Origin of the sequence: uncultured Maribacter sp., from assembly GCF_947500985.1 — a bacterium.
In the GTDB taxonomy this organism is placed as follows: domain Bacteria; phylum Bacteroidota; class Bacteroidia; order Flavobacteriales; family Flavobacteriaceae; genus Maribacter.
This window is the reverse complement of sequence record NZ_CANMTX010000003.1, coordinates 506,495-523,013: the sequence shown is the minus strand read 5'-3', so window position 1 is coordinate 523,013 and position 16,519 is coordinate 506,495. Positions and strand designations below refer to the sequence as shown.

General features: G+C 36.4%; 9 protein-coding genes. 1 reads left to right on the top strand and 8 read right to left on the bottom strand.

The window, feature by feature from the left end:
- Window positions 1-33: 33 nt before the first annotated feature.
- The 8 genes from Q0871_RS08780 to Q0871_RS08745 form a co-directional block, all read right to left on the bottom strand.
- Complete coding sequence (locus Q0871_RS08780) at window positions 34-6,087, bottom strand: alpha-2-macroglobulin (protein WP_299321148.1); 6,054 nt, start codon at window positions 6,085-6,087, stop codon at window positions 34-36.
- Between the two features lie 264 nt (window positions 6,088-6,351).
- Window positions 6,352-6,759: a hypothetical protein gene (locus Q0871_RS08775; RefSeq protein WP_299321147.1), complete on the bottom strand. Its 408-nt coding sequence runs from the start codon at window positions 6,757-6,759 to the stop codon at window positions 6,352-6,354.
- Between the two features lie 25 nt (window positions 6,760-6,784).
- Window positions 6,785-7,291 carry a hypothetical protein gene (locus Q0871_RS08770; protein WP_299321146.1) on the bottom strand — a complete coding sequence of 169 codons (507 nt, stop codon included), beginning with the start codon at window positions 7,289-7,291 and terminating at the stop codon, window positions 6,785-6,787.
- Window positions 7,292-7,562: 271 nt separating this feature from the next.
- On the bottom strand, window positions 7,563-8,348 hold the full coding sequence (locus tag Q0871_RS08765) for an SDR family oxidoreductase (protein ID WP_299321145.1): 786 nt from the start codon (window positions 8,346-8,348) through the stop codon (window positions 7,563-7,565).
- 54 nt (window positions 8,349-8,402) lie between these two features.
- Complete coding sequence (locus Q0871_RS08760; protein ID WP_299321144.1) at window positions 8,403-8,720, bottom strand: cupin domain-containing protein; 318 nt, start codon at window positions 8,718-8,720, stop codon at window positions 8,403-8,405.
- Window positions 8,721-8,801: 81 nt separating this feature from the next.
- Window positions 8,802-10,973, bottom strand: coding sequence for an OmpA family protein (locus tag Q0871_RS08755; RefSeq protein WP_299321143.1), 2,172 nt, complete (start codon window positions 10,971-10,973; stop codon window positions 8,802-8,804).
- 1 nt (window position 10,974) lies between these two features.
- Window positions 10,975-11,928, bottom strand: a complete 954-nt coding sequence (locus tag Q0871_RS08750) for a type IX secretion system membrane protein PorP/SprF (protein ID WP_299321142.1) — start codon at window positions 11,926-11,928, stop codon at window positions 10,975-10,977.
- 3 nt (window positions 11,929-11,931) lie between these two features.
- Complete coding sequence (locus Q0871_RS08745) at window positions 11,932-14,784, bottom strand: gliding motility-associated C-terminal domain-containing protein (protein ID WP_299321141.1); 2,853 nt, start codon at window positions 14,782-14,784, stop codon at window positions 11,932-11,934.
- A 251-nt stretch (window positions 14,785-15,035) separates the two neighbouring features.
- Here Q0871_RS08745 and murC point away from each other — a divergent pair, with 251 nt between their 5' ends.
- Entirely contained in the window at window positions 15,036-16,391 is a 1,356-nt protein-coding gene (gene murC / locus Q0871_RS08740; RefSeq protein ID WP_299321140.1) for a Mur ligase family protein, read from the top strand.
- Window positions 16,392-16,519 lie beyond the last annotated feature (128 nt).

The following is a 16,519-nucleotide window of genomic DNA, read 5'->3' as shown; positions in this document are numbered from 1 at the left end:
TAAGCAGATTACTACACTACGTTCGTAATGACGTTAATTTTCCACCGTTACACGAACCCCTTCACTATGACTACTAAATTCTGGTGCATACATACTTTGTATGGTAGTAATGCCATTACTGAAATCGCCAGCATTATTTACACGTACATCATATTCAAATACATAAACTCCTTTTGGTAAATAGTCAAAGAAGAAATTGGTACTTGCATCTTTGGTGCTTTCGTAATATCCTAAGCCGTCTTGCCACTTGTATCTTGAATTTACGTTTACAGGTTCAAAACCTGCTGCTCGCATATCTTTCATGTGTATGAATTCCATATCTCTATCTGATCTCAATTCAATTCTAATCTTAACCAAGTCGCCTACTTTTAAAGTAGTATTATCGGTCACTTCAGAAATCACTTCGCCAGAATCAGTATTCTTTTTCAAAAAGATTTTTTTCTTTAATTTCAGCGGAGTCTCAGCGCTTGTAATTTTATCTAAGTCTTCAAAATACTGCCAGTACAAAGCTCCCCAAGCAATTCCGTTGCCTTTTTTGCTGATTTGTACTTCTCCCATTTTAGGTTCAATCTCGGTAGTGTTCCAAGAGGTTTTAAAGTAACCAGTTCCTGCTTCTACCTTTACATCTTCTAGGGTAGAAGGATCAATCTTTTCACCGCCAATTAAAACTTCAACTGCGTCTGTAACTGACAACCACTCGCTACCTTGTAATAATAAAGCGTAGACAGCTTCTGTGGTTGCTTTAGTAGTGCTCCATTGATTGGTCTGCTTATTCTTAAGTAGCCAAATTTTTAGATTGTCTACAGTTTCTATGTCGGCAGGGCGGATTTCAGAAAATGCTTCAATCAGTAAAGCTTGTGTTTCTATAGGTGCTTGATACCAAAACCATGAGCTGGTATTACTCTTCCAGTACATGCCCAATTCATCGCTGGTAATACTATTTTCTTCTAACGCACGTAGAATTTTGGCAGATGTTTTTATATCATCTTTTCTGTTTAGAATTAATGCTAACATTCCCTGTGCATACAAACCTCTTTTTGTCCAATATTTCTGAGATTGCTTTAAATAATACGCGGTTATCTCATCTACTTTCTTAGAGGTTTTAATTTCTGGAAAAAGACTACGCATATATAAATAATGAACCTGATTTGCACTTAAATGATCATCGTTAATATTCGATGTGTATTTCTTCATTTGCTCGTACTCTTTCACAAACTCAGCATCTAAATATGAAATTGCATTTTCAATCATTTCTGATTGAGAGTTGAACGAAGTTGATAAATTTTGGTTATTGGTCGTTGTTGAGGTGATTAATTTATTCAAATGCCCCATTCCCGAAATAATATGTTGGGTAATGTATCTGTTATCTGGTCCGCCATTAAACCAAGACCAAGCTCCACTTGAATTCTGATTTTGGGCAAGCTTGTTTAAAGCTGATTGTTGCTCATTTTTCATCTTGTTCAAATTGAACAATAATCCGATTCTTTTCTTTTGTTCGGTTTCAGATTGTGCATCCCGCAACCAAGGTGTTTCTTGAATTAGTAGCGATTTTAATTCCTCATTCTTTTCTAGATTGCTCAATAAGGCATCTGAATTTGCCCATTGGTCAAACACCTCACGAATTCTCGGGTTGCTATTTGCAATATGACTAGCCAAGGTGTTTGCGTAATACCTTGAGAATGTCTGCTCGTTACAATCGTATGGGTATTCCATTAAATACGGCAATGCTTGCACTGCGTACCAAGCTGGGTTAGATGTCATTTCTAAAGTTAGCTTATAGTGCTTCAGCGTAGTCGATGAGGTGTTTTTTAACTTGTCTAAAGTAAAGGTCTTGGTTTGGTCGCTATGAATCCACATAGGTAATGTTTCAGTTACCAAAGTTCTATTTGATAATACAGGCAACATGTTTTGTTCGCCATCAGAAAAATCACCTGCTTTTGCAATGATTTTATATTGAACCGATTGCAACCCTTCCGGAATATTCAATTTCCATGAAACTTGGGTGTTCCCCATAGCATCAACTTCAAAAGATGCTGTCTCTAGTATGTTGGAAGCCTCTAACAATTGTGTTGATATATCCACACTAGTTACTGCATCGGTCAATTCTAATTTCGCTTGACCAGAAAGTAGCTTTTCTGTTAGATTCGAGATTTTACTGCTAATTGTTATTTCATCTCCTTCTCGTAAAAATCGTGGTGCATTTGGTGTCACCATCAACTCTTTTTGGGTCACCGTAGTGAGATTGGTTATCGTGCTTTCCAATTTTTTAGTATGTGCCAAGAGCTGTAAATTCCATCTGGTTAAAGCTTCAGGTGTAGTAAAGTTGAACGATACGTTTCCTTCTTTATCTGTCTGTAATAATGGAAAGAAAAAAGCGGTTTCTTGTAGATTCTTACGAATGGTCACCGATCCAAAATCTTCTTTCTCTTTCTCGGGTTCAGGTGAGGCTTCGTTTATTTCAACACCTGCGACTCTGCCTTCTAATTTACTTTCTTTGCTTGCAGTTGAATCATCAAGCATTACCATTTCTTCTAACTCAGCACCATCTGCCATCATCGATTTTCTCAAGGGTGCGGAACTATAACTAATAGCTCGCGATTCATAGAAATTTCCATACGTATGAAAATCTAACCCGAACGAATCGAAAGAATCAAATCTTAGACTTGGGTAGCTCATGTCTAAATAATTCGAAAATGTATAGAAGCTGCTGGTCGAAAAGCTGTCATGAGCATTCGTTCTAATTCGCGAATAGTAATTTGGTCTGTTTAATGGATAAAAACTCCAAGAATGAGGGTTGAACTGATCTAAAGAGGCATCGTACATACTTGCCAATAACTCAGCGCTTACTTTTTCACCTTTAGGACCTTTGACCTTAAAAGACCAAGTTTCATCAACACCCGGAGCAATTTTATCTCTAAAGGTCGTAGTCTCTATTTGTAAATCGCTAGAAGGGTAGGGTACCAAAATATTACGAGCGTTCCATTCAAAATAATTGGCAAATGCATAACCGTAAGTAACTACAAATCCGCCTAAATCATTTTCGGTAACCGGTACCGATATGGTTTTAGAGTTGTTGTTCAGCGTAATTAACTTTTCTTCAACAATTGTATTGTTTTTTTCGACTCTTACATAAATATTCAAATCTTCTGCACTTGAAAGAAATGTTATTTGAGCTTTGTCGCCAATCTCATATTGTGCTTTATCTGTTTTTATATGAAACAATTGGTTGTCAGCTAATGTTTGCTCGTTACCAGTAAATGTAATAATGGCGATATCTTTTACGGCCTGCCCAAATTTGTCTTTTGAGTTTAATTCTAACCTGTATTTACCAGGTTCCCAATTCTTAGTTTTACCGAAATTTATATCCTTAGAATTTTGAGTGTTGAATTTAGATTGCCAAACCATTTTACCTTTTTTCCAATTGGCAGAATTGTCTTCGTCTTCAAAAGCGTCATGCGGATAAAGTTTTAAGAATTCATCTTTTGAAAAAGTTTGATAATCTGGGGCAGACCACTGTCTTGGGCGTATTACGTTTTCGGGTGCCTGTAACTTGTATAATTTTATCTCGCCTGTTGCCGCTACAAATTCTCCGTTTAAATTTCTGCTGGTAATAGTAAAGCCTGTATCCTTTAGGGTCTTGTCAATGGTCTCCTCCACTACTAAACTTACGTTTAGAGCATGATAGCCAACTGCCACATTCGTAACTGTACTTCTAGTTTCTCCATTAATATCGGTTACATCTGCTGTAACCTCATAATTAAAAGTGGGCAGATTTTCTTTGGCAATACTATTATCGGGTATCGCCTTAAATTTTATTTTATAATTACCTGCTGCATCGGTAACGGTCTCGCCTTGTTCAATTTCTTGAGAAGAACCATTAAAATAGGGTCTAAACCAATAATACCATCTTGGTAGATTCACCACTCTTTTTACACGGTAAACTACTTTTGCATCTGTGATGGAACTACCTGCATATGCGGTTGCTTTACCTGTCACCGTTATACTGTCATTGACCTTATAGGTGTCTGTAACTGGTTCTAAATTTGTTTCGAATTTAGGTCGTTTATACTCCTCAACTGAAATACTGGTATACCCGTTCAAACGATATTTAGTTGAAGAAGCGTGAATAGAAAACTGACCTGTGAGTCCGGAATTTGGTAGTATAAATTCACCCGAAATAGAACCATAATCATTTGTAGTCAATGCAAGGGTCTCTAATTCTTGTCCGTTAACATCTGCGAGCGTAACTTTAATTTTAGCGTTTTCTAAAACTTTAGAAACACCTTTATCTTGGCTAATAACAATACCTTTAAAATATACTGGCTGACCTGGTCTGTAAATACTTCTGTCCGTAAACAAAAAGCATGAATAGTTAATTCGTTCTTCATTTTGGGCATACCCTCTGTTTATGTAGTACTCACCAAAATATGCAGTTTCGCTATACTTTTTAGCTGTTATAGAAACGTCGTTCCAACTTTCTTCATTTTTTTCGATAGCGATGCTACCATTTTTATCAGTGGTATAGGTTTTACGTTTTATCGGTTGATTATAATTTTTTCGATACCTTAAAATAACTTCGGCACCTACAATAGGTTTGCCATTATTACGATCGATTACTTGGTAGAACTGATGGGTTAAGTTTTGCGTTTCTATTACTGCCAAATTGGTTACTTGAACAGTAGTAAAGCTAAATGAATTTACTTTTTCATCGCCAGATTCTGCAACAATCACATAATTTCCATTTTCTAAAGCCGGCATGGAGATTTCAGTACTATGCGTTTGATAATCGTTCTCTGTTTTTAAAGATGTGGACCAGGTTTTAGCAAGAGGTAGATTTTTTATATAGTCTTTTTTCTTAGGGTCTTGATATAATTCTTCAAGCTCTTTTAATTGTTTCTGGGTAATTCGGTAAGCCTTTAAAGTCAGGCTCTCCATATTTTTATAACTAACCAGTAATCTACTTACCATATTGGTAGGTATATGCTTTTCTGAAGTCAGTTGAATATTGATATTTTGAATTTCAGATTTTAAGACTATGCATTTATGCGCCCCTAAACTTTTAGGGAATCTCGCAATTACATCATCGCAAAGTGCAATGGCTTCTTTTAATTTCCATTGGTGTTCTTCATTCGTTTTAGGGGAATAGGTGAGTCCTAATTGTTGGTACTGAAGTGCAATTTCAAAGGTGTATAAACTAGATAGGGGACTATGCTTTATGTTTTCGGCTGAATTCTGTAGTACTTCAAGAAATAGATTGTTCTTATTGGCAAATGTCGCGTTTTGATGAATAAAGCGTAATCGCTCTATATCTACCAATACCAACGGGCTCATATCTGGGTTGCCAAAATGAAATGCTACGAGTTGTTGGTATATTTCAAGTGCTCTAGATTGTAATGACAGATTTTTACTATCATTAAAATTTAGAAAACTGGCAGTATATGCCTCGCATAAAATAGCTTCGTTGTCAATCTCAAAAGAATCTGCAGGTTTGTTGATACTATTTTCGCTCGTTGTGTAAAATTGTAAAGCAGTATGTGCAAGAACGTCAAATAACGTAGGTCTGTACTTTCTATTTTCTTCGCTCTTCTCTAAGATTGTATCAAAATCTGAAATAGGAAGTTGCTGAGTTATGCTAGCATTTTCTAAGGATGCGGTAAAATGATAATCTATTTCTTTAAATATTGTATCTAAATCCCAAGTTCTGAAATCTACCGAATCAACCTTAACAGCTGTCTTGGTTCTATTGTTAAATTGATATCTGTTTTGCTGGTAGTATTGCCAATATAAGTTCGCTAAATGACTATGAAGAATGCTTTTCGTTGCACTATCTGATACTGCTATTTCAGATTTGATATCATTAACGATATTTAATTTAGAATCTTCTTCAAGCCTATTAATAAAGTTAGATTTATAAAGAAGGGCCTTTATAGTCTGTACCTCATTTTTTTCGCTTTTCGCCTTTACAAAGATGGCTTCAGCTTGCTTTAATGCCGATTTACTCAAGTTTTCCATCTCCAAATCAAGAACTTTATCCCAAAGTGAATCATAAGAATTGTGCTCTTGGGAATTACCAAATTGTACGGACATAAATAAGATTAGAATTAAATATAGCTTTTTCATCATAGTAAAATTACAATACAAAACTGTGCCAAGGTAATTTTATATACAATGATAAATGAGTGAAACGTACTTTTCAATTAGGCAGGTAAGGTTGTTCGAAGTTTTTGAAGGTGATTACAAAAAGAATGATGCAATGTAATTTCCCAAAATATTAATTGACCGTTTATCAATCTTAATAATTACAAATCGATTATCTTGTTATTTAAGGCTACTATATTCAGCACCAAAAAATCAATCGGCTGATTGATGCACTTGAAATCCGTCAAAATAATTACCAGCTTGTAGCGATACAGTTAAGGTTCTATCTGAACCTGTGTTATTTTGCTTCATTGAGACATAAATCTCTTTCGCATTTTTTCTTTCAATGATAAAGTCTACCGTTTCAATCAAGAAGTCTTCTTGGGTGGTATCAACGTCAGAAATGTCATTATCTGCATCATCATAAAGTAATATCTCGGCAACCCACCAAGAATTACCTTCTGTAGTAATAAGAACAGTAGTTGCTTCCGCTGAAATAGTTATGTTTTTCTTAGAAAGATGTATGTTGTCATCCCATTCACCATCGATGGTAGATTTATCGCATGAATTAGCACTTAATATTATAAAAAGTAAAAAGGCAATATGTGTAAAACCTTTCATTATAACAATATTTCTTTTTTGATTATTAAGGCACATCTATAAAATACTTTTCAGTCAATGGTTCGTCTTGCCAAAAGGCAAGCTCAAAGGTCCAGTATGGGTTGTCTTCGTATATGAGATGATAATCACCCCAGGTATATTGAAAAGAATAGCTTTCTTGTTTTTCTTGACTATAGACATTACCAAAAAGATAAACGCTAGATGTACCGCTAACCCTATTGGTATGGATTTCTATTTTGTCTATTTCTACTTCTGTACCAATTGGTATTTCTACTATCGTTTCTAAATCAGATTCCATAACAAAACCATTACCATCTTCTAAATGATAGCTATAGTCTTCATATCTAGGCAAATCATAATTTAAAATCAGGGTAGGTCTTTTCGTGATTATTTTCTGACTTAAAATTTCTGAAAATGGTTTTTCAGTAGCTACATCTCTGTATTTAGGTCTAGTAAGTATATAAAACAGTAAGGTAACAGTACCAATGACCAGCACTAAAAATATTCCGCAACCAATTGCTACTTTTTTCATTTTTTATTTAGATATTAAGCAGTTGTTATTCTGCTATTTACAGTTTTGGATTGTATACCATAAGTTAATATAATTTGTCGTTTGGAATGGTTTCCTTTGGTAAGTTCTGCCAAGACTTTTGAGCTTGAAGCTCTCACTATAGTGTTTTACATATCCATCATTTTTATACATATACTTGAAGTGTTTTGTATACATATTTCAGGACGGGTCAGTATAGCGTATGGTATTTTATTAAATATGTTAAGTGCTACTAACGTAAACCCTAATTTAATTAGAGCGACTTCAATAGTCCGCCATCAATTGGCATATTTATACCCGTAATATAAGCCGCGTTATCAGATGCTAAAAATGCAACTAAATAACCATATTCTTTTGGGTCGCCAATTCGCTGAACCGCTACTCTAGATTCCATTTCTCTTCTTACCTCGGTTTGTTCAATACCTAATTGTTCCGCCTTTTTGGCATTAAGTTGCGCAATACGGTCGGTATCAAAATAACCGGTGAGTACGCTATTTACTGTAATGTTGTGTTTGCCGACATCTGTAGCCAAAGATTTTGCCCATGTTACTACGGCAGCCCGAATAGAATTTGAGAGCGCTAAGTACGATAGTGGTTCTTTTACTGAAACTGAGGCAACATTTATAACTCTACCCCAATTCTTTTGTATCATAGACTGTAGTGCCAATTCTGTTGTAAAGACCACGGTTTTAAATAAGAGATCAAAAGCTTCTTGGTAATCATCTACTTTTTTTTCTAATGCACTACCAGCAGATGGACCTTGTGTATTATTTACCAAAATGTCTACTGTATTGTTTTTAAAAAAATTACTAATTACGTTTTTGTAATCCTTAAAATTATTGAAATCTACTGCAAGATATTGGTGCTGCTGTCCTTGGTCTGTAGGCAATTCATTTACTATGATGTGTAATTTCTCTTCGCTGTGCGATATTAGGGTTACACTGGCACCACTTTCAGCCAATTGCTGCGCAATTGCCTTGCCAATGCCACCGCTACTACCACCAACTAACGCTTTCTTATTTTTTAAAGATATGTTCATTTCTAAAATTTTTAAATTAGGTAACTGAGCGAAGCCGAGGTTAACAACCAATTGCTAACGGTATTCTTCTCGTGTTGGGCTAAATACATCTAACAATTTACAAGGGGTCAAGGCAACACCACTATGTTTTAAATGCGGGGCAATTACCACGATATCACCTGGGCGGTACACCTTTGTGGTTCCATCTAAGGTGAATTCAAAATCACCTTCCATAACATGCATAATCTGCTCGTTCATATGCGCATGTTCAGGTACCGTTGCGCCTTTTTCTACATCCCAAAATGCCATACTCATATTTTCAGAGTGTACCAATTTGCCATGTAAACCTGGCATAATTTCTTTAGAGGTTATTGTAGAAAGGTTGTAGTTCATTATTCTTTAGTTTAAGAACTAAAGATACTAGAATATGTCGCAATTTTATAATAGTTGTTCGTCTAGAAATGTTGTTTTCGGTTAGTTGCCGTATTCCCAATCAAGTACCACAAATTCGCAGCGTCTGTTCCACTCATGATCTTCTTCAGAACAGGCTTCTTCAGTCGCACAAACTACAATAGGTTTTGATTCTCCGTATCCTTTTGAAACTACTCTGCCAGATTCAATTCCGTTTTTAATCAAGAAATCTTTGGCAGAATCTGCACGTTTTTGAGATAGGTCTTTGTTATACCCTTTGTTACCGCGAATATCTGTATGGGTGCCAATTTCAATGACCATACCCGGGTTTTTCTTCATGATATCGATAACAGTCTGTAATCGTTCGCGAGACTCTCTTCTTAGATACCATAAACTATAATCGAAATGTATTTCTTCGGTCTGTATAACCGTACGGTCGCTCTCTTTTACTAAAGCTTCTTCTGTTGCTATGGCATCGGCTATTTTCTTTGCAAGTGCCTTCTCGATTTTTGCTTTCTCGGCAATGCGCTGTTTCGTTAAATGTTCGGCTTCTTCAATACGTTGTTTTTCTGCTAACAGATTGGCTTTTTTATCTGCCTCTAACTTTTTAGCAGCCATTTGTTCGGTGCGTAGTTTTTCAGCTTTCTGCTTTTCTTGTAATGCTAGTGCTTCTGTTTTTTGTTTTTCCAGGATGGAATATAAAGGCATCGATGCATCATGTTCGGCATTTCTTTCTTTTGTACTGCGGATGTTCTTGGCATTACCCTCATACCCATTTTTTTCTGCTTTAACTTCGTAGGATGCTTCACAGACAATATTAAAATCAAAGGCACCATTTTCTTTTGTAATGCATGTGGCTATGACCTTGTTTTCTGTATTTAATAAAGTTACCGTTGCATTGGCTAACGGAAGGGTAGTGGTACGATCCGTAATAATACCCCCAATAAATTGTTCACAATCTTCAATTGATAATTCTTTGGTTACGCTAAAACTATAGATATCATCGCTACCCTTACCAGATGGTCTGTTACTTGCAAAATAACCCGATGCATTATCTGTATTCAATACATATGAGAAATCATCATAACCACTGTTTACAGGTAACCCTAAATTATCTGGATGTTGAAAAGTGTCATTTTTGTTTTTAGAAATAAAGACATCTAAAAGTCCGAAGCCTGGGTGTCCGTTCGATGAAAAGTAAAGTGAATTATCAGAAGATATAAAAGGAAATTGCTCCTTCTTATCCGTATTAATCTCACTGCCTAAATTAACGGGACTGCTAAATGTATTATCGGCTTGTAGGCTTGTTTCGTAAATATCGAAAGAACCGAATCCGCCTGGTCTATCCGAAGAAAAATATAATTTTGTACCATTTGCATTTAAAGCAGGATGTTCATTAGAATAATCGTCGCTATTGAATGAAAGTTCTGTAATATTCCCCCATTCGCCATCAACTAAACTAGCACTGTATATTTTTAAATTAGACACCTTTTGGTCATCGGTTTTACGCTTACCATTGTTATAATTGTTTCGAGTAAAATACATGGTATTTCCGTCAGGTGAAACCGTAAAAGAACCTTCGTGTAATTTTGTATTAATAGTATTTGATAGGCTTGCACTAATACTATCGCCCAGTTGTTCTTGATCTATTGGGTGTGTGTAAATATCAAGATACTGCTGATTGTTCCACCGGTATGTTTTCGAACTTGATTTTTTATGTGCCGCCGTGTACCAAATGGCATCACCTACCTGCATTGCCCCAAATTCTGATGTCGTCGTATTCAGGTTACTATTTGCAATTGCGAAACGATCACCAATTGCTTTTACATTTTCTAGGTATATATTTTCTTCTTTTAGTTGCTGCAATTTTTCTGAATTGCCTTCTTTGGTGTAATAATCGAATAATACCTGTGCGGCTTCGTCATATTCGCCAATAGCTTTTAAAGACTGGTTCAGTTTAAAATAATACTGCTCATCTACCGTATCGCCATAATTAGAAATAAGGTAGCGGTACCAACGTGCCGATGCATTTAGGTCAAAAGTGTGGTAATAGCTATCTGCCAGGTTTTTTAAGACCAAACTGCTTTTGTTGCTCGGTAATGCCGCTTCGTACAAGGCAATGGCATCTGCATAGTATTTCTTTTCAAATAGGTCGTTGGCACGTTTTAGATCTTGTGACCAGACGGATTGAAAAATGCCTAAAAATAGGATGATATAAATATGTAAGTTTTTCATTTTAGTAGAATCTAGGAGATTTATCATAGCCTTTTTTGAGTCCCCAAAGGTCTAGGTTGAACAGCACAAAAATTTCATGTGATCCATTATTGAATGCGCCTAAATTAGACAAGGTGTAATCATAAGCATAGCCTATGCGAACAGAAGGTATAACCGCTATATTGAACATGGCGTTGACAGAGTCATCTATCCTGTACGATACTCCACCTTCAAAACGATTGTTGAATAATGCGTTGAAAGATACATCTGCGGTAATAGGTGCGCCCGAAACTATTTTGGTCAATACAGATGGCTTTAGTTTTAAGTTAGAATTAATGTCAAATACATAACCTGCCATACCAAAAAGGTGAATGGCTTCTGACCCAATACGGTTTAGACCATCTCTATTTTCTAGATGTTTAGAGGTCAATAAATTTGGAATAGATAAACCTGCGTAAAACTTATCTCTGTTATAAAATGCACCTATACCCATATTTGGGAAGGTGTTATTCATATTTTCACCAAAGGCAGGATCATCTTGAACCTCTGGTAGCCTGAATCCGTTAAAATTAGTTTCGAACGTAGTGATACCACCTTTTAATCCTAAGCTCAAATTACTTTGCTCATCTAGCTTAAGTATATAAGCAAAATCAACATACATATTATTTTCTTTCAATGAACCATCGCCAATATCATCTGATATAATAGATGCGCCCATTTCAATTTTTTCAGATAACGGAGTGTGGGCGAAAAAGGTCAGCGTTTTTGGTGCGCCAATAGCATTTTCCCATTGGGTTCTGTATAGCGTACCAAAATTGAGCATGCCTGGTTCATTGGTCGTGTAAGCAGGGTTGACCACATTCATGTTATACATATATTGTGTATACTGCGGGTCTTGCTGTGCCTGCGTTTTTAAAAGGAACAAAAGCATAACGATGCAAATACCCCAAGGTGTGTTTATTAATTTCTTGTGCATGGGTTATCTGTTTAAGTATAAGCGACCTTGAATAGGTTCTGAATTGCCTTTGTTATAATTGATGATATAAAAATAGACTCCATTTGGTGCTGTGGCAGAACCATTTCTACCATCCCAAGCGGGATTAGTTTTGTCACCTTTAAATAATGAGGTGCCGTATCGGTTCAAAATCTCTAAAGTGAAATTCGGGAATATGGTTTCTATATTCGGAATGAAAAAGGTATCATTTCTGCCATCGGCATTTGGTGAGAATCCGTCAGGTATGAAGAAGTCATAATTTTCGGGATCACAATTACTAAAATCTACAGTTACCGGTATACGTGTTGCAGAAGAACATTCGGTAAGGGAATTATAATTTTCTGCATAGTATATAGTATCAGGAATTAAAGGAACATCATCTGTTAGGGCTGTACCGCCAGTTTCGGTCATAAACCAGAATACTTCATTTGCTGTTTCGTTTTCTAAAGTCCGTAATGCTGCAACTGTAGGGTCATCTAAACCACAAACTAATAAGATATCTGAAGATATTGCCGTTGGTGCAACCGTTATTACTGTCGGCGTAATTTCTAATCGCTCCGTACTAGTACAACCACCGCTATTGGTAGCTGCGAAATAAGTTTGACCATCTACTAGAATAGTTGACATATCTAAAGCAGTACCGCCAGAGAGCGTACTAAACCAAGAAACTGAACTGCCTGTAATTACATTTACAGTAATATTCGACAATGTCGGACTCGTTTCTGCGCAGAACAACGGAGTATTATCATCACTCGTTGGCGCATCAGGATTACTGAAATTGACTGTTATTTGAACACGTTCGGTACCCTCACAATTAGTAAGTGGATCGCTATTGGTTACAAAATAATCTTCACCATCAATCAGTTCTGTAGCAATCGGTAGAATATTGGTGTCTGTATCGGTATCGTAAAATAAAATATCGCCTTCTGCGGTAACATTAATATCCATCAATGTTGGTGCTTCGCTAAAATCACTCAAACAAAAAGTTTGGTTGGCATCGGCTACGGGAGCATCTGGCACTCCGCCACGAGAGAAGTTTTCGCTCTCTTCAAACTCAAAATCTAATCGGCAGGGTGTAGTATCGTTTTGAATGCTTCGTACACTAGCGGTATAATTACCAATAGGTAAAGCATCAACATCTATTTGATAGGCAGCAGTACCACCTGTGAAATTTATGGTATTGGTAGTTAGCACGGTATTAGAACCTAATTCGGTAACATCATAGGTTATCGTATAGGTGCCATCTGGTAAAATAGGAGCGTCTACCAAAACATCTATTTGTGTGGCATCGCAATTATTGTCTACTATGAGGTCTAGCTGAATAGCATCTGGTAACGGAGTTACTATAAATGTATCTGTAATAGGACAACTTGTGGCGTATATGTCGCTAATCGTTGGTCTAATACTGTACGCTCCACCTTCAGAAAAATTACTTCCAGCTATTATAAATGTAGCTGCGCCATTTGTAAATTCAAGTTCAAACGCATCTGAAGTTAACGTGCCACCATCTATATCTGTAATTGTATATGCTGTAGTGAAGTTTCCATTAGCCAAATTACCATTGGTGTCAAGAATTTCAATCACCTGAATGGTATTGTCATTATCAACACAGATATCTTCTGCGCTAACAGATGAACTTGTAACCAAGAACGTAGTTGGTGGCACAACAACTCTATCACAAACAGCTCGTGGGGGAGTAACACTGGTTATGCCAGTAATTTCAAGAGTTACTTCTTGATTTAAGGGTACTAAAGAAGGGTCGATAATGAAATCTCCATTTCCATCAGCTAATGTTGCGGGTGAATCGCCAATGGTACCATCTATGGAATACTGAATTAAAAAATCACCATTGTGCAATAGCGTATCATCGTAAACTAGATCAACAACATAGTCTTCGCCAGCACATATATCATCTGCGGTAATAGTACCGTGTAGCACAGGTAAAATACTAATGCTTATTTCGGTCTCTCTTTTTTCGCATACTGGGTGACTAGGGAAAACTGTATAAATGAACGTGAAATCTGCATAACCAAAATTGTTATACATTTCTTGAATATTTATGACTGAATCGTTGAGGTCACTTAATTGATTGGTACCGTTTTCCGTCCAAGTTCCATTAGGATCTTCACCTACCAATTGATCGCTGAGATCAAATGCGGTGTAGGCAGATAAATCATCATCTGCACAAAATGTAAGACCAAAAGCATCACCTGCATTTGGTGGTGGGTGCACTTCTAAAATTACTGTTGATGTTCTTTCTAAGCAACTATCAACATCTGGTACGGTATACGTAAAATTATATATTCCGGGTCCTGCCATTTGGGCATTGAAGATATTATCTTCTAACTGACCTGTAAATGTACTAGGGTCTTCTTCCCAAAGGCCATTGAAATCTTGAACTTTTCCGTCTACATTACTCCCTAAAAAACCATGTAAGTTAACACTGCTGTCATCTCCGCAAGCATTGGCGCTACCATCAATATTATCTTCGCCAGGGTAACCACCTAAAGTTATGGTTACGGTAGCAGTTTCATTACAATCTGTATTGGTATATACAAAGGAGTGCGTTCCATAGTTATTAATACGCCATAGATCAACGATTCCCGTACTTTGGTTTAAAGCATAGAAATTTTCTGGATTTGTGGTTGACCATGTTCCGCCAGCGGTAGGCGAGCCACCTAATCTTGGAAATAAGGCAAAGTTACGATTGGTGTCATCTGCATCTTTTTCACAAACTACAATGCTGGCATCATTTCCTGCGCATTGTGCTTTGACCAAGTTTGAGAAACCAAGCGTGAAACACACTATGGCTAAGAACCTAATTTTTAATTTATTCATTAATAGGGGGTTGGTTGTTGAATACCTTAATAGCTGTTAAAGGTATTTCCGTTAACATTTGTAGGAAATTATATGTTGTGAAAACATCATTATGTAGGGTGAATACTACTAAACTTGATAGGAAGTGTTAAAAATTAACGTATTTCATCGATGATAATCCCATTTTTTAAGGGATTTGCTAGGTTCTAGTTTTATAGAGATTCCATAATAATACATGCACAATACGTATCTTTGCCACCTAAAATTTAGGAATGCGAATACATTTTATTGCAATAGGAGGAAGTGCCATGCACAATTTAGCATTGGCTCTAGAACACAAAGGATATGTTATTACAGGTAGTGACGATGTCATTTTTGAACCTTCTAAATCTAGATTAGCAGCAAAAGGATTACTACCCGAAGAGTTTGGCTGGTTTCCTGAAAAAGTAACAAGTAATGTAGATGCTATTGTATTGGGTATGCATGCCAAAGCAGATAACCCAGAATTGCTAAAAGCCCAAGAATTGGGAATCACTATTTACTCTTACCCAGAATTTTTATACGAGCAATCTAAAAATAAAACCCGAGTAGTTATTGGTGGTAGCCATGGTAAAACAACCATTACCTCAATGATCCTTCATGTCCTCAACTTTAATGATATAGAGGTTGATTATATGGTAGGGGCACAATTAGATGGTTTTGATAGAATGGTGCACCTTACCGAGGATAATGATTTTATCGTGCTAGAAGGTGATGAGTACTTATCGTCCCCAATAGACCGCAGACCTAAATTTCATTTATACAAACCTAATATTGCTTTGTTAAGTGGTATCGCTTGGGATCATATCAATGTATTTCCCACTTTTGAGAATTACGTAGAGCAGTTTAAAATATTCGTTGATAGTATCGTTAATGGTGGTTCTATAACTTATAATATAGAAGACGAAACAGTAAAGGAGATTGTTGAAGCTTCTGAAAATGCCATTAGAAAATTACCATATACTACACCTGAATATACCGTTGAAGACGGTGAAACGTTGTTGGAAACGAATGAAGGACCGATGCCTATTGAGGTTTTCGGAAAACATAACCTAAGCAATTTGGCAGGTGCAAAGTGGATTTGCCAAAATATGGGTGTTGATGAAGACGATTTTTACGAAGCTATTGCCACATTTAAAGGGGCATCTAAACGGTTAGAAAAAATAGCAGAAGGTAATTCAAGTATCGCCTATAAAGATTTTGCACATTCCCCAAGTAAAGTTGCTGCAACTACAAAGGCGGTAAAGGAACAATACCCAAATAGAAAATTGATTGCTTGCTTAGAGTTGCATACGTACAGCAGTTTTAATCCGGAATTTTTAAAGGAATACAAAGGTGCTTTAGATGCTGCTGATGAAGCAGTTATTTTCTTCTTGCCAGAATCTGTGGCTATTAAGAAGTTAGAAGCCGTTACTCCCGAACAAATTTCAGAAGCTTTTCAAAGAAACGATTTAAACATATTTACCGATGCAAAATCTTTTCATGAGTACTTAGAAAGTCAGTCGTACGATAATACCACATTGTTACTTATGAGCTCAGGTAATTATGGCGGATTCGATTTGAAGAAATTTCAAGAGTTGATGAGTTAAGGTGGAAGTACGAAGTAATAAGTACTAGGTGCAAAGTTGGATTAGAGAAAATAGATAATAGAGTAAAGAGTACTGCGTAATGAGTACAAAGTATTAAGTAAAAAGTACTAAGTATTTTTGAGTTTGAA